Annotated in this window: 23 protein-coding genes; 18 read left to right on the forward strand and 5 right to left on the reverse strand. The window is 71.6% G+C overall.

What is annotated here, in order from left to right; all coding sequences use genetic code 11:
• From CQZ88_RS30220 to CQZ88_RS20660, 6 genes are all read left to right on the forward strand, one after another.
• Positions 1 to 870: alpha/beta fold hydrolase (locus tag CQZ88_RS30220; RefSeq protein WP_219727527.1), on the forward strand; the 870-nt coding region annotated here is incomplete at its 5' end.
• A 32-nt stretch (positions 871 to 902) separates the two neighbouring features.
• Complete coding sequence (locus CQZ88_RS30225) at positions 903 to 1865, forward strand: daunorubicin resistance protein DrrA family ABC transporter ATP-binding protein (protein WP_006935398.1); 963 nt, start codon at positions 903 to 905, stop codon at positions 1863 to 1865.
• The gene (locus tag CQZ88_RS20645; RefSeq protein WP_043798909.1) at positions 1862 to 2647 is read left to right on the forward strand and encodes an ABC transporter permease; all 786 of its coding nucleotides are present in this window, start codon (positions 1862 to 1864) and stop codon (positions 2645 to 2647) included. Before CQZ88_RS30225 ends, CQZ88_RS20645 begins: the two co-directional genes overlap by 4 nt.
• Positions 2644 to 3435 (forward strand): ABC transporter permease, encoded by a 792-nt coding sequence (locus CQZ88_RS20650; RefSeq protein WP_029544126.1) that lies wholly within the window; start codon positions 2644 to 2646, stop codon positions 3433 to 3435. The genes CQZ88_RS20645 and CQZ88_RS20650 overlap by 4 nt, the downstream gene beginning before the upstream one ends.
• 134 nt (positions 3436 to 3569) lie before the next feature.
• Complete coding sequence (locus CQZ88_RS20655; protein WP_043798912.1) at positions 3570 to 3827, forward strand: chorismate mutase; 258 nt, start codon at positions 3570 to 3572, stop codon at positions 3825 to 3827.
• Between the two features lie 698 nt (positions 3828 to 4525).
• Positions 4526 to 4771: a hypothetical protein gene (locus CQZ88_RS20660; protein ID WP_146034345.1), complete on the forward strand. Its 246-nt coding sequence runs from the start codon at positions 4526 to 4528 to the stop codon at positions 4769 to 4771.
• Positions 4772 to 4850: 79 nt separating this feature from the next.
• Here the strand turns inward: CQZ88_RS20660 and treY are convergent, their stop codons facing one another.
• Both treY and glgX read right to left on the reverse strand, forming a co-directional pair.
• Positions 4851 to 7211: a malto-oligosyltrehalose synthase gene (gene treY, locus CQZ88_RS20665; protein WP_043798915.1), complete on the reverse strand. Its 2361-nt coding sequence runs from the start codon at positions 7209 to 7211 to the stop codon at positions 4851 to 4853.
• Complete coding sequence (gene glgX, locus CQZ88_RS20670; RefSeq protein WP_102800224.1) at positions 7208 to 9607, reverse strand: glycogen debranching protein GlgX; 2400 nt, start codon at positions 9605 to 9607, stop codon at positions 7208 to 7210. Before glgX ends, treY begins: the two co-directional genes overlap by 4 nt.
• 103 nt (positions 9608 to 9710) lie before the next feature.
• On the opposite strand from glgX, the gene CQZ88_RS20675 reads away from it, so the two are divergent.
• From CQZ88_RS20675 to CQZ88_RS20700, 6 genes are all read left to right on the forward strand, one after another.
• Positions 9711 to 10991: an adenosylmethionine--8-amino-7-oxononanoate transaminase gene (locus CQZ88_RS20675; protein ID WP_029544114.1), complete on the forward strand. Its 1281-nt coding sequence runs from the start codon at positions 9711 to 9713 to the stop codon at positions 10989 to 10991.
• Positions 10992 to 11120: 129 nt separating this feature from the next.
• Positions 11121 to 12260, forward strand: a complete 1140-nt coding sequence (locus tag CQZ88_RS20680; RefSeq protein WP_029544112.1) for an 8-amino-7-oxononanoate synthase — start codon at positions 11121 to 11123, stop codon at positions 12258 to 12260.
• A complete protein-coding gene (gene bioD / locus CQZ88_RS20685; protein WP_029544109.1) occupies positions 12257 to 12952 on the forward strand; it encodes a dethiobiotin synthase in 696 nt (231 codons plus the stop codon). Before CQZ88_RS20680 ends, bioD begins: the two co-directional genes overlap by 4 nt.
• Positions 12953 to 13197: 245 nt before the next feature.
• Positions 13198 to 14484 (forward strand): PP2C family protein-serine/threonine phosphatase, encoded by a 1287-nt coding sequence (locus CQZ88_RS20690; protein ID WP_029544106.1) that lies wholly within the window; start codon positions 13198 to 13200, stop codon positions 14482 to 14484.
• A 62-nt stretch (positions 14485 to 14546) separates the two neighbouring features.
• Positions 14547 to 14936, forward strand: a complete 390-nt coding sequence (locus tag CQZ88_RS20695) for an STAS domain-containing protein (RefSeq protein ID WP_006946175.1) — start codon at positions 14547 to 14549, stop codon at positions 14934 to 14936.
• A 121-nt stretch (positions 14937 to 15057) separates the two neighbouring features.
• Entirely contained in the window at positions 15058 to 15507 is a 450-nt protein-coding gene (locus CQZ88_RS20700; RefSeq protein WP_006946173.1) for an ATP-binding protein, read from the forward strand.
• Positions 15508 to 15615: 108 nt separating this feature from the next.
• On the opposite strand, the gene CQZ88_RS20705 is transcribed toward CQZ88_RS20700, so the two are convergent.
• Both CQZ88_RS20705 and CQZ88_RS29995 read right to left on the reverse strand, forming a co-directional pair.
• A complete protein-coding gene (locus tag CQZ88_RS20705; protein WP_029544103.1) occupies positions 15616 to 16044 on the reverse strand; it encodes a hypothetical protein in 429 nt (142 codons plus the stop codon).
• Positions 16045 to 16079: 35 nt separating this feature from the next.
• A complete protein-coding gene (locus tag CQZ88_RS29995) occupies positions 16080 to 16232 on the reverse strand; it encodes a hypothetical protein (protein WP_006946171.1) in 153 nt (50 codons plus the stop codon).
• A gap of 268 nt (positions 16233 to 16500) precedes the next feature.
• Between CQZ88_RS29995 and CQZ88_RS20710 the strand changes: the two genes are divergently transcribed.
• Genes CQZ88_RS20710 through CQZ88_RS20725 form a run of 4 tightly spaced genes read left to right on the forward strand, consistent with a single transcriptional unit; the run spans position 16501 to position 20321 of the window.
• A complete protein-coding gene (locus tag CQZ88_RS20710) occupies positions 16501 to 16785 on the forward strand; it encodes a hypothetical protein (protein WP_006946170.1) in 285 nt (94 codons plus the stop codon).
• On the forward strand, positions 16782 to 17597 hold the full coding sequence (locus CQZ88_RS20715) for a hypothetical protein (protein ID WP_029544101.1): 816 nt from the start codon (positions 16782 to 16784) through the stop codon (positions 17595 to 17597). The genes CQZ88_RS20710 and CQZ88_RS20715 overlap by 4 nt, the downstream gene beginning before the upstream one ends.
• A 58-nt stretch (positions 17598 to 17655) precedes the next feature.
• Positions 17656 to 19572, forward strand: a complete 1917-nt coding sequence (locus tag CQZ88_RS20720) for a fumarate reductase/succinate dehydrogenase flavoprotein subunit (RefSeq protein ID WP_006946168.1) — start codon at positions 17656 to 17658, stop codon at positions 19570 to 19572.
• Between the two features lie 2 nt (positions 19573 to 19574).
• Positions 19575 to 20321, forward strand: a complete 747-nt coding sequence (locus CQZ88_RS20725) for a succinate dehydrogenase/fumarate reductase iron-sulfur subunit (protein ID WP_102800225.1) — start codon at positions 19575 to 19577, stop codon at positions 20319 to 20321.
• Between the two features lie 81 nt (positions 20322 to 20402).
• Here the strand turns inward: CQZ88_RS20725 and CQZ88_RS20730 are convergent, their stop codons facing one another.
• Complete coding sequence (locus tag CQZ88_RS20730; RefSeq protein WP_029544099.1) at positions 20403 to 21065, reverse strand: TetR/AcrR family transcriptional regulator C-terminal domain-containing protein; 663 nt, start codon at positions 21063 to 21065, stop codon at positions 20403 to 20405.
• A gap of 132 nt (positions 21066 to 21197) precedes the next feature.
• Between CQZ88_RS20730 and bioB the strand changes: the two genes are divergently transcribed.
• Both bioB and CQZ88_RS20740 read left to right on the forward strand, forming a co-directional pair.
• Positions 21198 to 22211 (forward strand): biotin synthase BioB, encoded by a 1014-nt coding sequence (gene bioB, locus CQZ88_RS20735; RefSeq protein ID WP_029544097.1) that lies wholly within the window; start codon positions 21198 to 21200, stop codon positions 22209 to 22211.
• A gap of 9 nt (positions 22212 to 22220) precedes the next feature.
• Complete coding sequence (locus CQZ88_RS20740; protein ID WP_006941314.1) at positions 22221 to 22415, forward strand: hypothetical protein; 195 nt, start codon at positions 22221 to 22223, stop codon at positions 22413 to 22415.
• Positions 22416 to 22425 lie beyond the last annotated feature (10 nt).

The following is a 22425-nucleotide window of genomic DNA, read 5'->3' on the forward strand; positions in this document are numbered from 1 at the left end:
CAGCTGTTCTCGGCGCCCACCCCGGTGGCCCTGGCCGCCCGCATCGAGGCCGCGGACACCGCCGGGCAGCCGGACTCACCGTTCGCGGTGCGGCTGCCGCTGCGCACCGAGGGCGACGGCGCCCCGCTGTTCTGCGTGCATCCGGCGGCCGGACTGGCCTGGTGCTACGCCGGGCTCGCCGCGCAACTCGCCCCCGGACGGCCGGTGTACGGACTGCAGTCCCCGCATCTCGAAGGCCTCGAGGACGCCCCGGAAACGATCGCCGCGTACGCCGAGCGATACGTCGACGAGATCCGCGCGGTCCAACCCAGCGGCCCGTACCACCTGCTCGGCTGGTCCCTCGGCGGATTCATCGCCCACGCCGTCGCCGCGCGGCTGCGCGAGACCGGCGAGGAGGTGGCGCTGCTCGCGCTGCTCGACGCGGACCTGATCGCCCGCGACGTTGCCGCGCCGGAACCGCTGACGGTCGGCGAACTCGTCGCCACCCTCGGTTCGTCGCTGGGCCTGCCCGACGCCGATCCGGCGCTGACGGCGGCCGAGGCCGCCGCGCTGATCCGGACCCACACCGGGGCCCCCGTCGACGCCGGTCACCTCGACCGGATGACCGCCGCCTACAACGGCTCGGCATCGCTGCTCGCCGGGTACCGGCCGCCGCTCTACGACGGCGATCTCGTCTTCGTCACCGCGACGGCCGACAAGACGCACCATGCCGGGGGCTTCGCCGGCTGGGGGCCCTACGTCACCGGCGCGATGCACAACCACCTGCTCGACGTCGAGCACGACCGGATGACCGCACCCGACGCGGTGCCCGCCCTGGCCGCGGTGCTCGATCGGCACCTCGGCGACGACCGGTACCTCGCCGCGTCCTGATCCCGCAGTCCACCCCTTCCGAACGGAGCACCATGTCCCCCTCGACCCCAGCCGTCCTCGTCGACGCCGTCACCAAGAGCTTCGGGCCGGTCCCGGCCCTGTGCGGCGTGAGCTTCACCGCCGAGGCCGGCGAGGTCCTCGGCGTCCTCGGCCCCAACGGCGCCGGCAAGACCACCACCGTGAACATCCTGTCCACCCTGCTGCGGCCGGATTCCGGTCGCGCCGTCGTCGCCGGCCACGACGTCGTCGCCGACGCGGCCGGGGTGCGCCGCGCGGTGATGCTCACCGGCCAGTACGCCGCCCTCGACGACATGCTCACCGGCTTCGAGAACCTGGTCCTGTTCGCCCGGCTGCTCGGGCTGCGGCGCCGCGCGGCCCGCGCCCGGGCGCGGGAACTGCTCGCCGAATTCGACCTCGAGGACGCCGCCGACCGGCGGGTCGGCAAGTACTCCGGCGGCATGCGCCGCCGCATCGACATCGCCTGCGGGCTCGTCGTCCCGCCCCAGGTGGTGTTCCTCGACGAGCCGACCACCGGGCTCGATCCGCGCAGCCGCCAACGGGTCTGGGACCTGATCGCCGGATTCAAATCCCAGGGCGTCACCACGCTGCTCACCACGCAGTACCTCGAGGAGGCCGACCTGCTCGCCGACCGGATCGTCGTCATCGACCGGGGCACCGTCGTCGCCGAGGGCACCCCCGCCCAGCTGAAGCAGCGCGTCGGCGCCACCTTCTGCGAGGTCGTCCCGGTGCGGGTGGCCGACGTGCCGGCCGTGGCGCACGTGCTCGGCCGGTTCGCGCCGGCCGCGGCGATCGAGGTCGCCGCCGACCGTGTCACGATCCCCGCGCCGCACGGCGCCGGCACCTTGGCGCAGGTCGCCACCGCCGTCGCCGCCCACGGCGTCGCCGTCTCCGACATCGCGCTGCGGCGACCGTCGCTGGACGAGGTCTTCCTCGCCCTCACCGCCGCCCGGCCGCGATTCGAGGTGGTGGCATGACCACGACGACCGTCGCACCGGTTCCCTCGCCGCTCTACCAGTGGTGGGTGCTGTCCGTACGCACCCTGATCCCGGCGATTCGCGGCGGCGAACTCGTCACCGCGCTCGTCGCGCCGCTCGTGTTCACCGTCGGGTTCTACGTGCCGCTGCAACGCGTGATCGCCCTGTTCACCGGCGGAACCGTCGATTACGGGCAGTTCCTGATGCCGCTGATCGCGTTGCAGGCCGTGTCCTTCACCGCGATCTCCGCCGCCTTCCTGGCCGCGACCGACGCGGTGCACGGCATCGACCGCCGCTTCGCGACGATGCCGATCGCGGCGGCCGTGCCGCTCGCCGCGCGCCTGTCCGCGAGCGCCGTCAAGTGCGCGCTGTCGCTCTCGGCGGCGATCGGCTGCGGGCACGTGATCGGGTTCCGGTTCGCCGGAATCGCCGCAGCCGTCGGGTTCTGCGCACTCGCGCTGACCGTCGGGATGGTCCTCACGCTCGGCGCCGACGTGATCGGCACCCTGTTCCGCAGCCCGGAAGCCACGACCCAGGCACTGATGCTGCCGCAGCTCGTGCTCGGGATGCTCTCCTGCGGCTTCGTCCCGATCGACCAGTTTCCGGCCTGGATCCAGCCGTTCGTCCGCAACCAGCCCGTCTCACAGTTCGCGTCGAGCCTGCGCGGTCTCGCCGACGGCACCGCCACCGCCACCGCGCTGACGCCGACGCTGCTGTGGCTCGGCGGGATCCTTCTGGTCGTCGTCCCCCTGGCGGCCCGCACGAATCGGAGACAGCGATGAGCACCACCGTGACCGCACCCGAGAACTCGGTACCCGCTCTCGTCAGGCACACCTGGCTGCAGGCGGGGCGCCTGCTCACCCGGTGGCGCCGGGATCCGATGACGATGCTGCAGAGCCTCGCCTACCCGGTGCTGCTGCTGCTCATGCTCGAGGCGGTGCTCGGCCGGCAGGTCTCGGCGTTCGCCGGGCACGACGCCCTGTACGGGACGGTGCCGATGGTCGTCGTGATGAGCGCCCTGCTCGGCTCGCTGGCCGGCGCCGTCACGCTCGGCCGCGAATGCGCGGCCGGGCTGCCCGCGCGGCTGTGGGTGCTGCCCGTCCACCGGGCGTCGGCGCTGGCGTCGCGGTTCCTCGCCGAGGCGGTGCGCATCGCCGTGACCACCGTCGTCATCGTCGCCGCCGGCTTCGTCCTCGGCTTCCGCTTCCAGCGGGGCCCGCTCGCCGCGATCGGCTTCCTGGCGGTGCCGGTGCTGTTCGGGGTGGCGTTCGCCGCGCTGGTCACCGCGGCCGCGCTCATGGCCGCGAAAACCGTTGTCATCGAATCGATCTCGCTGCTGTGCACGCTGATGCTGTTCTTCAACCCGGGGTTCGTGCCGATCGGTGCGTACCCGGAGGTGCTTGCGCCGGTGATCCGCAACCAGCCCATGACGAGTGCCGTCGAGACGATGCAGGCGCTCGCCCTCGGTGGCGCCGTCCAGGGGCCGCTGTTGCGCACCGTGGCCTGGTCGGTCGCCCTGCTCGCGGTGTGCGCCGTGCCGGTGATCCGCGGTTACCGGCGGGCACTGTGACCGGATCCGTCGGCGCGCCGGTGACAGTGACCCCCGTCGGGGTGGCGAATCCGCCACCTGGGGTGGCTGTTACCCGCCGCGCCCGCGCGGGAGTATCGATGCAGCGAACACACCGAATCCCGAAGGGAGGCATCATGACCGCCGTTGCCGAACCAGGCACCACCGACTCCGAACTGCCCCGTCTGCGCGCCGACATCGACGGCCTCGACGCCGAGATCCTCGCCGTGGTGCGGCGCCGCATCGCGCTCGAACGACGGATCGGGCAGCTCCGGGTCGGGACGGGCGCGCCCCGCGTCACCCACGCCCACGACATGAGCGTGATCCGCCGATACGCCGCGGAGCTCGGCGAGGACGGCACGGCCCTGGCCCTGGTCCTGCTGCGCCTGCGTTAGCGGTGCGGGGCAGTCCCGGGTCCACACCCACAATCCGCAGGGCCGCGCGCTCGCCGTCCGAGAGATCGCCCGCCGTCGCGCCGCGCGCAAGGTCTCGCCGCGCGGAAGGCGACGTCCCGCACCGTGATCGTCGCCGGCTCGTCGAAGCGTCGGCGCCTGCCGGATTCGAGGAGCCGGTGCACCCGCTCGGACCGGAGCAGGTTCGCATGCTCCTCCTCGAAACGCCGGCTCCGTTGCCGGCGCACCGCCGAGCTGCTCGTACGGCCTTGCGAGTGAGCAGCTCACAGACCCGGTCCGGCATGGGCTCCGCGCCGCGGAGCCGGCGCCCGGCGGTCGCGACGTCGAGTGGCCTCGCGACGGCGTGGGCGCGCATCGCCTCCGCCACATCAGCGACCCGAAGCCCCAAGGTGGCTGATACCGCGACCGGGCACAACGCGCGATCGGCACGGGCTTTCGCTTTCCGGGCAGACCGACGATCTCCCGTGGTACTCATCGGTTACCTCCTGCCCCTGCCGGAGAGCGAGGCCGACACTGCCACGACGTCCTCCGTCAGCTCCTCTACCAGCGCTGTAGCGCCCCTGTCGCGCAGTACCTCGGCCGTGGCCCCGACCGGTGACAAGCACCGCTCGGTCCGGGCCACGCCACGCCGAAGGGGGTGACCCCTCCCGCCACACGACCCTGGGGTAACCCCAGGTCGGATGACCCAGACGTACCGGGGGATCGCATATCGAGCTCCGGTGGTCACGGTCTACGAGTTCGATGGGTCGGCCCGGATCCACCGGCTCCGCTCGTACTACGACAAGCTGGCCATCGAAGAGCAGATCGCCGCGAGTCTTCCCGGGATCAAGGGACGGCTGTTGCGTAAGGTGACGCGCGTCCTCCTCGCGCAAGGGCGCACAGGCCTCGAGACCCCCACGGGGCCACCGCCGACCGGTGTGAGCTGAACCGCCGGCTCGTCCCGGTCGCCGGGTCCCTCGGCCGGCGTCGCCGGCCGAGGGCCGTCCATCCCCAGGAGGAGAATTCCTAATCGCGGGCCAGCGCCGCAACGGGAAGATCCGCGAACACCTCCGCCGGCGACACCGTTCCCGACAGCCGCCGCCCGGTGAGCCGATCGACCCAGAGTCCCGGCGGCAGGTCGAGCGTCGTGTCGCCCCACCCGGTTTCCTCCAGCGTGACAGTGTGCCGCGACGCGAGCGCCACCACGTCGACCTCCTCGGCCGCCGGGCCCCGCCCGAACCCGATCAGGTGACCGGCGGCCGGCCCCGACGCGGACAGCGGAACGTAGGCCCCGCCGACGAAGCTCGCCGGCCGCTCGCGGCGCAGGCGCAGCGCCGTCCGCACCACGGCGAGCTTCGCGGTGCCGGCGTCGTCCACGGCCGGCGGTGCGTCCTGTGCGAGCAGCCGGCGTCTGGTGGCGAAGTCCACGGGCCGCCGGTTGTCCGGGTCGACGAGCGAGTCCTCCCACAGTTCGGTGCCCTGGTACACGTCGGGGATGCCGGGTCCGAGCAGCTGCAGCAGCTTCTGCCCGAGCGAATCCGCGGAGAAATGAGGGGTCAGGGACGAGACGAACTCGGTCAGTGACGCGCCGACCGGCCCGTCGCACACTGCGTCGAGCCAGGCCGCCACCGCGCCCTCGAACTCCTCGTCCACCTCGGTCCAGGTGGTGCGCAAGCCGTTCTCCCGCAACGCCTTACGGGCGTACTCGCGCAGCCGCGACCGCAGTTCCCCGGTCACCACGCCGTCGCGCGGCCACGCGCCGAACAGGTTCTGCCACAGGAACAGCCCGGTGGCGGCGTCCGGCGGCGGGGCGACGGATTCCCATTCGGACAGGCACGCCGCCCACAGCTGCGGCACCTGGGAGAGCACCCCGATGCGGGCGCGGACGTCCTCGCCCCGCTTGGTGTCGTGCGTCGACAGCGACGTCATCGCCCGCGGCCACCGCCGCGCCCGCTCCGCCCACGCCAGGTGGAACTCGGCGACGGGCAACCCGAACCGTCCCGGGTGGCCACCGACTTCCTGCAGCGACACCAGCCGCGCCGCCCGGTAGAACAGGCAGTCCTCGACGGCCTTCGCCGTCGCGGCGCCGCACACCTGGCCGAACCGGGCCGCCGCCTCTCCGCCGCGGGCCAGGGCCCGGGCCAGCACCTCGAGGGCGGGTTCGAGCGCGACGTCGGCGCGGGCGCGGTCACCCAGGATGCGGGGCAGCATCCCGCCCAGCGACGCATAGTCCGACCGGTACACGGGCAGTTCCGCCGCCACCGCGATCACGGCGTCGCGCAGCCGCTCGTCCGGGCAGGTCGCATCGGCGGCATCTCGCCGCACGGCCCGCACCAGCCGGCGCACCTCCGGCGCCAGCCCCGTCTGCAGCACCGCGCGCTTGATCTGCTTCTCCTGCGCGTGCAGCCACTCCGCGTCGCCGGGGGTGCCGGTGCGGTCGAGTGACAGCGCGTTCAGGTCCTTCTCGCCCCGCGGATCGAGGAACACCGCACCGACCTCGCCGAGCGCGTCGTAGCCCGTGGTGCCGTCGACGGGCAGGGTCGGGTCGAGCGGTTCGCCGTCGCCGAGAATCTTCTCGATCACCAGCCACCGGTCCGGGCCGACGAGCCCGCGCAGCCGCCGCAGGTAGCCGGTCGGGTCGGCCAGGCCGTCGGGATGGTCCACGCGGACGCCGTCGGTGAGGTCGTCGTCCATCCACGACGCCACCTGGGCATGCACCGCGTCGAACACCGCGGGATCCTCCACCCGCACCGCGGCGAGGTCGTCGACGGTGAAGAACCGGCGGTACCCGATCAGGCCGCTGTCCCACGGCACCAGCCGATACGCCTGCCGCGCATGTACTTCCGCTCCGGTCCCGGCGTCGGTGCCCGGGGCGACGGGGAAGCGCCGCTCGTAGTAGGCCAGCGTCGGCTCGTCGCCGGTGCGGTCGACGGTCAGCTCCTCGACGTCGGCCGCCGAACCCAGCACGGGCAGGGCGATCCGGCCGTCGGTGCCGTTGTCCGCGGCCCAGTCGACGTCGAAGTAGGTCGCGTACCGCGAGTCGCGGCCGTGCCGCAGCACGTCCCACCACCACGGGTTCTCGCGGGGATCGCCGACGCCGACGTGGTTGGGCACGATGTCGATCAGCAGACCCATCCCGCGGGAGCGGACCTCGCGGGCGAGGGCCTCGAGGCCCGCGCGGCCGCCGAGCGCCGCCGACACCGTGGTCGGGTCCACCACGTCGTAGCCGTGGGTCGATCCGGCCGCGGCGCTGAGCACGGGGGACAGGTACACGTGTGAGACCCCGAGCGCCTCGAGGTAGTCCACGAGCGCGATCGCGTCCGCGAAGGTCGTCCCGTCGCCGGTGAGCTGCAGCCGATACGTCGACGACACCGGGCGCGGGCTCATGCGGTCCTCCGCAGCACCAGCAGCGAACGGGCCTGCACCCGCACCGACCCCCCGGCGGTCACGACCTGTTCGCGCAGTCCGTCCGGCACGTCCGTGTCCAGCGCCACCGACCATTCCTGTGCGTGCGGACCGTCGGGGGTGACGAAGTCGATCGGCTCGTCGTGGGCGTTGAAGCACAGCAGGAACGAAACGTCGACGACGCGTTCGCCGCGCTGGTTCGGCTCGTGGATGCCCTCGCCGTTGAGGAACACCGACAGCGACTTGCCGAACCCGCTGTCCCAGTCCTCCGGGGTCATCTCCTCGCCCGCCGGGGTGCGCCAGGCGATGTCGCGGGACTGCTCGCCGCTGCGGATCGGCCGGCCCTCGAAGAACCGCCGCCGCCGGAACACCGGGTGCGACCGGCGCAGGGCGATCACGTTGCGGGTGAAGTCCAGCAGGTCCGCGTTCGTCTCCGCGAGCGACCAGTCCATCCAGGACAGCTCGTTGTCCTGGCAGTAGACGTTGTTGTTGCCCTGCTGCGTGCGCCCGAACTCGTCGCCGTGCGCGATCATCGGGGTGCCCTGGGAGAGCATCAGCGTCGCCAGGATGTTGCGGCTCTGCCGCTGCCGCAGGGCCAGCACCTCCGGGTCGTCGGTGGGGCCCTCGGCGCCGCAGTTCCACGACCGGTTGTGCGACTCGCCGTCCATGTTGTTCTCGCCGTTGGCGTCGTTGTGCTTCTCGTTGTAGGAGACGAGGTCGGCGAGGGTGAAGCCGTCGTGCGCGGTGACGAAGTTGATCGAGGCGCTCGGGCGGCGGCCGGTGGCCTCGTACAGGTCCGACGAGCCGGTGAGCCGGGAGGCGAACTCGCCGAGAGTGGCCGGTTCACCGCGCCAGTAGTCGCGGACCGTGTCGCGGTACTTGCCGTTCCACTCGGTCCACAGGCCGGGGAAGTTCCCCACCTGGTAGCCGCCCTCGCCGACGTCCCACGGTTCGGCGATCAGCTTGACCTGCGAGACGATCGGATCCTGCTGCACCAGGTCGAAGAACGCGGACAGCCGGTCCACGTCGTGCAGTTCGCGGGCCAGGGTGGAGGCCAGGTCGAAGCGGAAGCCGTCGACGTGCATCTCGGTCACCCAGTAGCGCAGCGAATCCATGATCAGCTGCAGGGTGTGCGGGTGGCGGGCGTTGAGGCTGTTGCCGGTGCCGGTGTAGTCCATGTAGTAGGACTTGTCGTCGTCGACCAGCCGGTAGTAGGCGGCGTTGTCGATGCCGCGGAACGAGATGGTCGGTCCCAGGTGGTTGCCCTCCGCGGTGTGGTTGTAGACCACGTCGAGGATCACCTCGATGCCTGCCTCGTGGTAGGCGCGCACCATCGCCTTGAACTCGGCGACGACGCCGCTCGGGTTGCTCGCCGACGAGTAGTCCAGGTGCGGGGCCAGGAAGCCGAAGGTGTTGTAGCCCCAGTAGTTCCGCAGCCCACGGTCCAGCAGGACCTGATCGTGCATGAACTGGTGCACGGGCATCAGTTCGATCGCGGTGACCCCGAGGCTCTGCAGATGGTCGATGATCACCGGGTGCGCCAGTCCGGCGTAGGTGCCGCGCAGCTGCTCCGGCACGCCGGGATGGGTCGCGGTCATGCCCTTCACGTGGGCTTCGTAGATGACGGTCTCGTAGTAGGGCCGGCGCGGGTGCCGGTCGGAGGCCCAGTCGAAGAACGGGTTGATCACCACGGTCGTCATCGTGTGCCCGAGCGAATCGAGCTGCGGGAAATCGGGATTCGCCGGTGCGGCGGGCTCGGGGGCGGACTCGGCCGCCGTGTCGTCCCCGGTCCCGTCGTCCCCGGTCCCGTCGCCCTCGGTCTCGCCGGACCCGGTCCCGTCCGAGTCGTCCGCCTCGTCGGCGGTCGTGTCCCCGGCGGCCTCGGCGCCGGCGTCCTCCGCGGCCCGGGCCGCCGGCTCCGGTGCCGACTGTGCCTCCTCGGCTCCTGCCGAATGCTCCGGTTCGGACGGTGCGTCCTCGGCCCCGACCATCGCGTACGAGAACAGGGACGCATCGCCGTCGAACGCGCCGTCGTAGGCCTTGCCGTAGGGGTCGAGCAGCAGCTTGCTCGGATCGCAGCGCAGACCCTGCGCCGGGTCGTAGGGGCCGTGCACCCGGTAGCCGTAGCGCTGGCCGGGGGTCACCGTGGGCAGGTAGACGTGCCAGACGTTGCCGTCGACCTCCTCGATCGGCACGCGGGTCTCGGTGCCGTCCTTGGCGATCAGGCACAGTTCGACCTTCTCGGCGACCTCGGAGAAGAGGGCGAAGTTCGTGCCCGCCCCGTCGTAGGTCGCGCCGAGCGGATATGCGCTCCCCGGCCACACCGGGATGTCGGCCGGGAGGGCCTCCGTGGACGTGCTCGGCTCGGTGGGTTCCATGACCGCAACCCTAACCGGATCGACGGTCGCGTACGGGGCGAGCGATCCTCCCCGGCACAGGCGACGATCGGCCCCGGGGCGGGGACGCCTACAGTCGATCCTCGTGACCGTTCGTCGTCTGAGTCCCGACCGGGTCGCCGCGCTCGACGCGGCGCACCTGTGGCACCCCTACGGAGCCGTCCCTGCATCGACCGCGCCGCTCGTGGTCGACGAGGCGCACGGGACCCGGCTGCGGCTGGCCGACGGCCGGGAACTCGTCGACGGCATGAGCTCGTGGTGGGCCGCCGTGCACGGATACCGCCACCCGGTCCTCGACGCGGCGGTCACGCAGCAGCTGGGCCGGATGAGCCACGTCATGTTCGGGGGCCTCACCCATGAGCCGGCCGCGCGGCTCGCGGAGCTGCTCGTGGAGATCACCCCCGACGGTCTGGACAAGGTCTTCCTCGCCGATTCCGGGTCGGTGTCGGTGGAGGTCGCGGTCAAACTCGCATTGCAGTATCAGCGCGCGGCCGGCAGGCCGGGACGTCACCGGCTCATGACGTGGCGCGGCGGCTACCACGGCGACACGTTCGCGCCGATGAGCGTGTGCGACCCCGAGGGCGGCATGCACTCGATGTGGACCGGCGTGCTGCAGCGGCAGGTGTTCGCCCCGGCGCCGCCCCGCGAGTTCGATCCGGCGTACGTCGCCGAGTTCGAAGCGCTGCTCGAAGCCCATACGGACGAGCTGGCCGCCGTGATCGTCGAGCCGGTGGTCCAGGGGGCGGGCGGGATGCGCTTCCACGACCCCCGCTATCTGAACGAGCTGCGCCGGATGTGCGACGCACACGGGCTGCTGCTGATCTTCGACGAGATCGCCACCGGGTTCGGCCGTACCGGGGAGCTGTTCGCCGCCGACCACGCGGCCGTCGCGCCGGACGTCATGTGCGTCGGCAAGGCGTTGACCGGTGGCTATCTGACCCTGGCCGCGGTGCTGTGCACATCGGCCGTCGCCGAAGTGGTCAGCGCGGGCGAGGGCGGCGGCATCATGCACGGCCCGACGTTCATGGGCAATCCGCTCGCGTGCGCGGTTGCCGTCGCTGCCGTGGAGTTGCTGCTGTCACGGGATTGGCGCGGCGAAGTGGCCGCGCTGACCGCCGGCCTCGAGGCGGGCCTGGCGCCGGCGCGGGAGCTGCCGGGCGTGGTGGACGCGCGGGTGCTCGGCGGCATCGGCGTGCTCGAACTGGACCGGCCGGTGGACATGGGCGCCGCGACGGCGGCCGCCGTCGCGGCCGGAGTGTGGCTGCGCCCGTTCCGCAACCTGATCTACGCGATGCCGCCCTACGTCTGCAGCGCCGACGACGTGCAGAGGATCGCCGCGGGGATGTGCGCGGCGGCCCGGGCCTGATCCGGCCCGGCACGCCGGGTCACGAGCGGGGAACTCGCGGGGCGGCGGTCACCGCCGGCAGCCACCGCACGGGGAGGAATCGGCCGCCCGGAGCGTCACTTGAACAGTGTTCAGGTATGGTCTGCCGACATGACCGCCTTCGCCAGCCTCCAGTGGCTCGACGACGTCGCCGACGCCCGTCGCGCGGCGGGCCTGCGCCGCACCCTGCATCCGCGCACCCCGGCACCGGGCACCGTCGACCTCGCCTCCAACGACTACCTCGGGCTCGTCCGGCACCCCGAGGTCCTCGCCGCCGCGACCGCCGCGCTGCGCCGGTGGGGCGGCGGCGCCACCGGATCCCGCCTCGTCACGGGCACCACCAGCGAGCACGAACTGCTCGAGCGTGAACTCGCCGAGTTCACCGGCGCCGAGTCCGGCCTCGTATTCGCCAGCGGCTACGCCGCCAACCTCGGCGCCGTCACCGCCCTCGCCGACCGCGACACCCTCGTGGTCTCCGACGCGGGTTGCCACGCGTCCCTGGTCGACGCATGCCGGCTGACCCGCGCGCGGGTGCAGATCGCCCCGCACACCGACGTCGACTTCGTGCGGACGGCCCTCGCCACCCGCACCGAGCGGCGCGCCCTCGTGCTCACCGACTCCGTGTTCAGCGCCGACGGAGACCTCGCGCCGCTGCCGGAACTGCATGCGGCGTGCCGCGCGCACGGCGCACTGCTGCTCGTCGACGAGGCCCACGGGGTCGGAGTCCGCGGTGAGGGGGGCCGCGGACTCGTCCACGAGGCGGGTCTCGCCGGCGAACCCGACGTCGTGGTCACCGCCACGCTGTCGAAGTCCCTGGCCTCGCAGGGCGGCGTGGTCCTCGCCGATACCCGCGTGCGGGCCCACCTGATCGACGCCGCCCGCACCTTCATCTTCGACACCGGTCTCGCGCCCGCGGCCGTCGGCGCCGCCCGCGGTGCGCTGCGCGTGCTGCGCGACGAGCCGCAACGGGCCACCGCCGTGCTCGAACGGGCCGCCGACCTGGCCCGGATCACCGGCGTCGCCGCCCCCACGTCGGCGGTGGTGTCGGTGATCCTCGGTGACCCGCAGGTCGCGTTCGACGCCGCCCAGGCGTGCCGCAGCCGGGGCGTCCACGTCGGCTGCTTCCGGCCGCCGTCCGTCCCCGAGGGCACGTCCCGGCTGCGGCTGACCGCGCGCGCGAATCTCGGCGCCGACGAGCTCGCCCGCATCGAAAGCGTCCTCACCGACGTGCTGGCCGGGGTGCGGGCATGACCGTCCTGTGTGTGACCGGCACCTCCACCGAGGTGGGCAAGACCGTCGTCACGGCGGCCTACGCCGCCGTGGCCGCCGCGGCGGGCCTGCGGGTCGCCGTGTGCAAACCGGCGCAGACCGGCGTCGCCGACGACGCACCCGGCGACCTCGCCGAGATCGCCCGGCTCACCGGGCACCGGGTCCACACCGTCGAACTGGCCCGCTACCCGGAGCCGCTCGCACCGGACACCGCGGCGCGGCGCAGCGGGCGGCCGCCGCTGCACCTGCCCGACGTCGTCACCGCCGTGCGGGCACTCGCGGACGCGTACGACCTGGTGCTCGTCGAGGGGGCCGGCGGGCTGCTCGTCCGGCTGGGGGCGGACGGGTTCACCCTCCTCGACGTCGCCGCCGCGCTGAGCGCCCCCACCGTGGTGGTGGCGGCCCCCGCCCTGGGCACCCTGAACCACAGCGCGCTGACCGTCGCCGCGCTGCAGGCCGGCGGCGTCGAGTGCGCGGGCCTGGTGATCGGCGCGTGGCCGGAGCAGCCCGGTCTGGCCGAGCGGTGCAATCTGCAGGACCTGCCCGAGGTGACCGGCGTGCCCGTCGTCGGGCGTATCCCGGCGGGCAGTGGTGCCCTCGACGCCGTGGCCTTCGGCGAGCAGGCCGCACGCTGGCTGCCGGCCGACCGGACCGGGCTGCCGATGCGATCCTGACGCCCGTCGCGGCCCGCGCTCGGCGCCCCGGCACGTTTCCTGCAGGTGAACGAATGTGCGAAGACGGCGAGTTCGGGTAGGGTGTCCGATGCGGTTGAGACACCAGCCGTAGTGCCTGTGAGGTACGCGTTCCGACTACGCGTCCCTACGTCAGTGCTACGCAGTGCTCGTCGCGTTGGGTGTCGACTGCTGCGTTTCACCGACCGAGGCAGGACCGGAAGTCGGTGTAGGAGACAGCGCAGGCGATGACGGTGCTCGATCACCAGCAGTGGGAGACTGCCCGCATGCGGGCCGTTTCCCGCTACAACATTCTCGACACCCCGGCCGACGGCACGTTCGACCGGATCGCCCGACTGGCTGCGTCCTGGTTCGGCACCCCGATCGCCACGGTGACGATCGTCGACGAGGACCGCATCTGGTTCAAGGCCGCCCACGGCCTCGAGGGGGTGCGGCAGATCGACCGCGACCCGGGCCTGTGCGCCTCCGCGATTCTCTGCGACCGTCCCTATGTGGTGGCCGATGCCCGGACCGACCCGCGGACCGCGCAGAATCCCCTCGTCCAGGGCGAGCTGGGGGTGCGGTTCTACGCCGCCGCCCCCATCACCACCGCGGACGGCTACCGGCTCGGCACGGTCAACGTCCTCGACACCCGGCCCCGGGAGGTCTCCACCGCGGACCTGTCCGTCCTCGAGGACCTCGCGTCGGTGGTGATGGATCAGCTGGAGCTGCGGTTGTCGGCGCTGGCCACCGTCCGGGCCGAACGGGACCTGCGGCTGCAGGCCGAGCGCGACCGGCACGTGCTCGCCGAACTCGCCACGACCCTGCAGCGGACCCTGCTGCCGCCGTCGCTGCCGGCCATCGAGGGCATCGAGCTCGCGTGCCACTACCATGCGGCGTCCTCCCAGCAGGTCGGCGGCGACTTCTACGACGTGTTCCACCTCGGTGACGACAGGTGGGCGTTCTTCCTCGGGGATGTCGAGGGGCACGGGCCCGTCGCGGCCTCGGTCACCTCGCTGATCAGGTACACGCTGCGGGCGGCCGCCGTGCGATTCTCCGACCCGCGGCTGGCGCTGGCCGAACTCAACACCGTCCTGCTGCTCGACCCGCAGCAGCACCGGTTCTGCACCGTGATGCTCGGGATCATCGAACCGAACCTCGAGGGTCGCGAGGGCGCCCGGGTGACCCTCGCCACCGGCGGGCATCCGCCCGCGCTGCTGCTGCGGCGCTCGGGGGCGGTCTGCGCTGCGGTCGGCGTGCGCGGCATGCTGGTGGGCGCGCTGCCCGAGGCCCGCTTCGGAGCGTGCACCGTCGACCTCGAGCCGGGAGAGACGCTGCTGCTCTACACCGACGGACTCACCGAGGCCCGCCCCGACGGGCGGGAGATCTTCGGGGAGGAGAACGTCGTCGCATTCCTCTCCGCGCGAGTGCCGGACGCCACCCCGATCCGCCTCGTCGCCGAGCTTTCCGAATTGATTCCCAGCCTGCGGGCGCAGGACGACATCGCCCTGCTCGCCGTGGGTGTACCCCGTTGACTTCCGATCCCCGGATCGGACCCGCTATCGCACAGGAGGACAGAGTCTTGCATGATGGACAGATGAACGAAGCGACTTCCGAACAGCCGATCATGGCCGTATCCCAGACGTGGAGCGGCGACATCGCGGTGCTGTCGGTGGCCGGTGACGTGGATCTGGTCAGCGCCCCGCAGCTCGAGGAGGAAGCCGTCGCCACCCTGGGTAACGACAAGTGCCGGGGTCTGATCGTGGACCTGGGTGCCGTCAACTTCCTTGCCTCGGTGGGCATCGCCGTGCTGGTGGACCTGTCGAAGAAGACCGCCGGCACGATCCCCTACGCCGTCGTCGCGCAGGGCTCGGCCACCGCGCGGCCCCTGTCGCTGCTCGGGCTCGACGAGGTGTTCCCGATCCACAGCCGCCTCGACGAGGCGCTGGCCGCCCTGCAGGCCGACAAGGCCGGCACGGAGGCATGAGCCGACAAGGGCGGCAGGGAGGCATGAGCCAACAAGGGCGGCAGGGAGGCATGCGCCGGGCGGAGACCTGGCACGCCGGACACGAACCGGTCGGGGACCTGTCGACGACGAGGGAACGAGGATGCAGACGCGAGGCGTAGCACCAGCCTTTCTGACGACCGGACTGTACTACCGCGGCGTACGCGCCGAGGCCTCGCAGGTGACGATGCTGCGGCAGGCTCTCGATCGGTGGCTCAGCGGCCTGCGGCTCGCCGAGGTCGGCGGCCAGGATGTGCTGCTGGCCAGTTACGAGGCGCTCGCGAACGCGGTGGAGCACGCTTACGCCGACGGTGACGGCACGGTCGACCTCGAGGCGAAGTACTCGCCTCAGGACCGGTGCGTCGAGATCGTCGTCACCGATCGCGGGCACTGGCGGGAATCGGCCGTGCCGACCGCCGGGAGCTCGCGCGGGCACGGCCTGACGCTGATCCGGAACCTGGCCGCGGACACCGACCTGGCCGTCAATTCCGACGGCACCGTGGTGGCGATGCGCTGGCACCTGCCGCAGGAGGCCTCGGCCTTCTCGGGTTGATCCGGGCCGCCGGGGCGGCGTCTCCTGCTCGCCCGACGGCTGGTCGACCGAACGACTCCGGCTCCGGCGCACGACGCGCCGGGGCCGGAGTCGATTTCGTGGACGGAGTCAGGCCGGTTGCGGGTCCCGGCGGGCCCCGGCGTCACCGTTCAGGGCGAACACCGAGGTGCACACAGTCCCGGCGGGCACCGTGACGTCCCCGCGGGACCGGGTCACGGTGTCGCCGAGCAGGTCGTGTTCGACGAGTGCCTCGAGGATCCGTTCGGGGGCGTCGTGCACGCAGACGCAGGGGATGCCGGCGGCGCGCACGGACTGCATCGTCATCGCCTCGGCGGGAGAGCAGGCGCCGTCGAGCACCTCCTCGGTGACGATCGCGCACACCACCCGGCCCGGGGCGAAGGTGTCGGTGAAACCGAGTCCGTGGTGACGCGCCCACGTCCGCAGCTCGGCACCGCGGGCGCCGTCGAGCACCCGGGAGCAGTCACCGACGATCAGCAGTTCGCCGGCCGGTACCCCTTCGATCGATCCTGAACTCATCTGATCCCCTGCTTTCCACATCGACGTCGTCGACCTCATGCGCGCCCGGTGCTCGCCGACCGCTCGTCGGTGCGTGGTTCGGCGAACATCGCCTCGATGCGGCGCTTGATCTCCTCGGTACTCATGGCCGAGCCGGCCGAGGCCGTGGCGCGACGGGAAGCGGCGGAGGCGAACAAGGTGGTCTGCATGACGGTTTCGGTCCTTACTCTCTTCAGCGCGAGCTGTTTTCACACTGGCACCAAAGCTTTCCCGGATGCGGGATTTTCGAAACCTGTAGCAGAGATTTCACATTTCCTGGACTGAAATGTCCGGATCCGGGGCGGATAGGCCGCCCGGCGGGGCGTTTACGCGCCGATCGCCGGATTCGCATGTGTTGCCGCGCGAATGTCGTACTGTGATAGCTGTCACATCGAGTCGGCAGGTGTCGACGTGCCGACCGCCCTCTCGGAGGTACGAATGTCCACCACCGAAATGCAGGAACTGCACCGCACCATCGGTCACCTTCGGCACTGCCTGACCTCGCTCCGGTCGAGGTACGGCGACGCCGCTGCGGTGCGCCGCCTGATCAACGACGTGGACCGGCTCGACATCGACGCGCAGGATCTGGCGGCCTCGCCGCCGCGCGAGACGTCCCGGCCGGCCGGCGAGCGGATTCCGATCCCCGACACCCCGTACGACGAGATCTTCCGCGGCGTCGACTGTGACGACGAGGGGCTCGGCGGCCTGCACGGCTCGCGGTGAGCGCCCCCGCGGCAGGCGCCGGCGTCCGGTCCTCGACGCGGGCCCGGATCGCGGCGCGCACGCTACGCACCGACCGGTGGTGGCAACCGCCCGTGCTCACCACGCTCGGGCTGGCCGTCTTCGTCGTCTACGCGACGATTCGGTCCTTCGTGCGCACCGCGTACTGGGTGGAGGAGTACCACTACCTCACGCCGTTCTACTCGCCGTGCGTCAGCGCGTCGTGCGTGCCCGGCGCCCGGCACTTCGGGACGTGGGTGGGCGAGCTGCCCATGTGGATCCCCCTGGCGTTCCTGTCGCTGCCGTTCCTGCTCGGATTCCGGCTGACGTGCTACTACTACCGCAAGGCCTACTATCGCTCGATCTGGCTGGCGCCGCCGGCCTGCGCCGTCGCCGAGCCGCACGCCCGGTACACGGGGGAGACGCGGCTGCCGCTGCTGATCCAGAACTCGCACCGCTACTTCTTCTACGTCGCGCTCGTCATCTCGGCGATCAACACCTACGACGCGATCGTCGCGTTCCACGGTTCCGGCGGCGGGTTCGGCTTCGGCCTCGGCAACCTCATCCTGGTGGGGAACGTGCTGCTCCTGTGGGCGTACACCGTCTCGTGCCACTCGTGCCGGCACGTCACCGGCGGCCGGCTCAAGCACTTCTCGAAACACCCGCTGCGTTACCGGATCTGGACGGCGGTTTCCCGGCTCAACACCCGGCACATGCAACTGGCGTGGACCACGCTGGGCACCCTGATGATCACGGATTTCTACATCATGCTCGTGGCGAGCGGCACCATCTCGGACCTGCGGTTCGTCGGCTGAGCCACGACGACGGCCCGGGCGCCGGCCCCGGGCCGACTCGGCAGCGAAGGAGGACTGGATGGCGGACGTCGAACGGCACAGCTACGACGTGGTGGTCATCGGCGCGGGCGGGGCGGGGCTGCGCGCCGTCATCGAGGCGCGTCAACGCGGACTGCGGGTCGCGGTCGTGTGCAAGTCGCTGTTCGGCAAGGCGCACACCGTCATGGCGGAGGGCGGTTGCGCCGCCGCGATGGGCAACGCCAACCCGCACGACTCGTGGCAGGTGCACTTCCAGGACACCATGCGAGGAGGCAAGTTCCTCAACAACTGGCGCATGGCCGAACTGCACGCCCGCGAGGCGCCCGACCGGGTGTGGGAACTCGAGACCTACGGTGCGTTGTTCGACCGCACCCCCGACGGCCGGATCAGCCAGCGCAACTTCGGCGGTCACACCTATCCGCGGCTGGCGCACGTCGGTGACCGCACCGGCCTCGAGCTGATCCGCACGATGCAGCAGAAGATCGTGTCCCTGCAGCAGGAGGACCACGCCGCCACGGGCGACTACGACGCCCGGGTGCGGGTGTTCGCCGAATGCACCGTCACCGAACTGCTGAAGGACGCCGAGGGCCGCATCGCCGGTGCGTTCGGGTACTGGCGCGAGTCCGGCCGGTTCGTGCTGTTCGAGGCGCCCGCCGTCGTCGTGGCCACCGGCGGGATCGGCAAGTCCTGGAAGGTGACGTCGAACTCGTGGGAGTACACCGGCGACGGTCACGCTCTCGCGCTGCGGGCCGGGGCCGCCCTGATCAACATGGAGTTCGTCCAGTTCCACCCCACCGGGATGGTGTGGCCGCCGAGCGTCAAGGGCATCCTCGTCACCGAGGGGGTGCGCGGCGACGGCGGGGTCCTGAAGAACTCCGAGAACGAGCGGTTCATGTTCTCGTACATCCCACCGGTGTTCAAAGGCCAGTACGCGGAGACGGAGGAGGAGGCCGACCGCTGGTACACCGACCAGGAGAACAACCGCCGGACCCCGGACCTGTTGCCGCGCGACGAGGTCGCCCGCGCCATCAATTCCGAGGTCAAGGCCGGTCGCGGCACCCCGCACGGCGGGGTGTTCCTCGACATCGCCTCGCGCATGCCCGCCGAGGAGATCGTCCGGCGGCTGCCGTCGATGCACCACCAGTTCAAGGAGCTCGCCGACGTCGACATCACCGCGGAGGCGATGGAGGTCGGCCCCACCTGCCACTACGTGATGGGCGGCATCGAGGTCGATCCGGAGACCGGTGCCGCGTCCGTGCCCGGCCTGTTCGCCGCCGGCGAGTGCTCGGGCGGCATGCACGGGTCGAACCGGCTCGGCGGCAACTCCCTGTCGGATCTGTTGGTGTTCGGCCGGCGCGCCGGCCTCGGCGCCGCCGACTACGTGCAGGGCCTCGGGCACCGCCCGCGCGTCGCCGAGGCGGACGTCACGGCCGCGGCGCGCACGGCGCTGGCCCCGTTCGATCCCGCCGAGCCCGCGACGGCGGAGAACCCCTACACCCTGCACACCGGGCTGCAACAGTCCATGCAGGACCTGGTGGGCATCATCCGGCGCGCCGACGAGATCGCCCGTGCCCTCGACGTCCTCGGCGCGTTGCGGGCGCGGATCCGGAACGTCGCCGTGGAGGGGCATCGGCAGTTCAATCCCGGCTGGCACCTCGCCCTGGACCTGCGCAACATGCTGCTCGTGAGCGAGTGCGTGGCCCGGGCGGCGTTGCTGCGCACCGAGAGCCGCGGCGGGCACACGCGCGACGATCATCCGTCGATGGACCCGAACTGGCGCCGGACGCTGCTCGTGTGCCGCACGGACGGTGGTGACGAGTCGATCCCGGATGTCACGGTGGCACCCGAACAGCAGGTGCCCATGCGACCGGACCTGTTGGCGCTGTTCGATTTCGAGGAACTCGCCAAGTACTACACCGACGACGAACTCGCGGAACATCCGGGACGGAGGCCGTAGCCATGGGGTACCGGGCGGCATTCAAGATCTGGCGCGGCGACGGCGGTGGCGGTGAACTGCGTGACTACACCGTCGAGGTCAACGAGGGCGAGGTCGTCCTCGACATCGTCCACCGACTGCAGGCGACCCAGGCTCCCGACCTGGCGGTGCGGTGGAACTGCAAGGCCGGCAAGTGCGGGTCCTGCTCGGCGGAGATCAACGGCCGTCCGCGGCTGCTGTGCATGACCCGGATGTCGGTCTTCGCCGAGGACGAGGTGGTCACCGTGACCCCGCTGCGCACGTTCCCGGTGGTCCGCGATCTGGTCACCGACGTGTCCTTCAACTACGAGAAGGCCCGGGAGATCCCGGCGTTCGCGCCCCCGCCCGACCTGGCGCCGGGGGAGTACCGGATGCAGCAGATCGACGTGCAGCGGTCGCAGGAGTTCCGCAAGTGCATCGAGTGCTTCCTGTGCCAGAACGTCTGCCACGTGGTGCGCGACCACGAGGAGAACAAGGAGGCGTTCGCCGGTCCCCGGTACCTGATGCGGATCGCCGAACTCGAGATGCATCCGCTCGACGTGGCCGACCGGCGCACCGCCGCGCAGAAGGAGCACGGACTCGGGCTGTGCAACATCACCAAGTGCTGCACCGAGGTGTGCCCGGAGAACATCCACATCACCGACAACGCGCTGATCCCGATGAAGGAACGCGTCGTCGACCGTCGGTACGACCCGATCGTCTGGCTCGGCAACAAGCTGTTCCGGCGCTGACCCCCACCCGCTCGGCCCACCGGTAGCAGGCCACCGCGCGGCCGACCCCCGTCCGTCCTGGTGGCCGAATGTCACATGCGTTCAGGTGGGTTGCACCGGTGTGACATTCGGCCGCGACGCAGCGGGATCGCCCTCGCGCAGGCGGCTGCGGATGCCGTCGACGAACAGGGTCAGGCCGAAGTCGAACCGCACGGACGGATCCCCGTCGAGCAGGTCGACGTCCGGGCCGGCCGCGGTCTCGGTGGACACGTCGGGGGAGACGGGCTTGCGGGTCAGCGCCCCGAGTTCGGCGAGCTGCAGACGGGACTGCTCGTCGACGGTGTGGCCGAGGACGTAGTGCAGCAGCGCGTACCCGGCGAGTTCGGCGTGGGCGCGGGACAACCGCGCCCGCAGGCCCGCCGCGACGAACGCCTCCCGCACGCGCGACGTGGTCAGGCGCGACGCGTAGGTCGCGGCGACGAGTTCCGCGCCGTCGCGGTGGGCGAGCAGTGCGGCGCGGAAGCGGTGCGCGAGTTCGGTGAGTGCGCCGTCCCAGGCGGGGGCGGTGGACGGGGCGTCGACGCCGTCGAGGATGCGGTCGGCCATCGCGCCGAGCAGGGTCTGCTTGTTGGGGAAGTGCCAGTACAGGGCCCCGGGCTGGACGCCGAGCGACGTGGCGAGCTTGCGCATCGTCAGGTCGCCGAGACCGTACTCGTCGAGGATCGCCATCGCGCCGTCGAGGACGTCGCCGCGTCGCAACTGCACCGTTCGCTCCCGTCGTACCTGGTTCCCGACCATCCGTCGCGTTGACAGTAGACCACCGCCACCCTAGCCTGAACAGCGTTCAAGTGAACGGTGTTCAAGTTCGCCGTGACCCGCACCCTCCAGGAGACGACCGTGACCCAGGCCCCCGCCCGTGCCGACATCCTCACCCTCGCCCGCGAACAGGTGCTGGGGCGTGGCGAGGGACTCGACCGTGAGCAGGTCCTCGAGGTGCTGCAGCTGCCCGACGAGCGGCTCGAGGATCTTCTCGGCCTCGCCCACGAGGTCCGCATGACCTGGTGCGGCCCCGAGGTCGAGGTCGAGGGCATCATCAGTCTCAAGACCGGCGGCTGCCCCGAGGACTGCCACTTCTGCTCCCAGTCGGGGCTGTTCGCCTCCCCGGTCCGCTCGGCATGGCTCGACATCCCCAGCCTCGTCGAGGCCGCCAAGCAGACCGCCAAGACCGGTGCCACCGAGTTCTGCATCGTCGCCGCCGTCCGGGGGCCCGACGCGCGGCTCATGGCCCAGGTCGCCGCCGGGGTCGAAGCGATCCGCAACGAGGTCGACATCCAGGTGGCCTGCTCGCTCGGCATGCTCACCCAGGAGCAGGTCGACCAGCTCGCCGCGATGGGAGTGCACCGCTACAACCACAACCTCGAGACCGCCCGCTCCTTCTTCCCGCAGGTCGTCACCACCCACAGCTGGGAGGAGCGGTGGGAGACCCTGCGGATGGTCCGCGAGGCCGGCATGGAGGTGTGCTGCGGCGGCATCCTCGGCATGGGGGAGACCCTCGAACAGCGTGCCGAATTCGCCGCCGACTTGGCCGCGCTCGAGCCCGACGAGGTGCCGCTGAACTTCCTCAACCCGCGCCCGGGCACCCCGTTCGGGGATCTGGAGGTCCTGCCGGCGGCGGAGGCGCTCAAGGCCGTTGCCGCGTTCCGGCTCGCGTTGCCGCGCACGATCCTGCGCTTCGCCGGCGGCCGCGAGATCACCCTCGGCGACCTCGGCGCCAAGCAGGGCATCCTCGGCGGCATCAATGCCGTCATCGTCGGCAACTACCTCACCACCCTCGGCCGGCCGGCCGAGTCCGACATCGACCTGCTCGGCGAGCTGAAGATGCCGATCAAGGCGCTCGGCGAGACCCTCTAGGAGGCCGGCGTGTTCAACCCGTTCACCGGCCGGCCCGTCGACGAGAACGCTCCGGTCCCGGCCGCGGCCCGGCTCGGTCTCGAGCCGCCCCGGTTCTGCGAGCAGTGCGGGCGCCGGATGATCGTGCAGGTCGCCCCCGACGGCTGGTGGGCCCGGTGCTCCCGGCACGGGACGCTCGACTCGAGCCTGACGGAACGTCGCTGAGCGTGGCCGC

This window comes from Rhodococcus sp. ENV425 (assembly GCF_002887785.1).
In the GTDB taxonomy this organism is placed as follows: Bacteria; Actinomycetota; Actinomycetes; order Mycobacteriales; family Mycobacteriaceae; genus Rhodococcus; species Rhodococcus aetherivorans.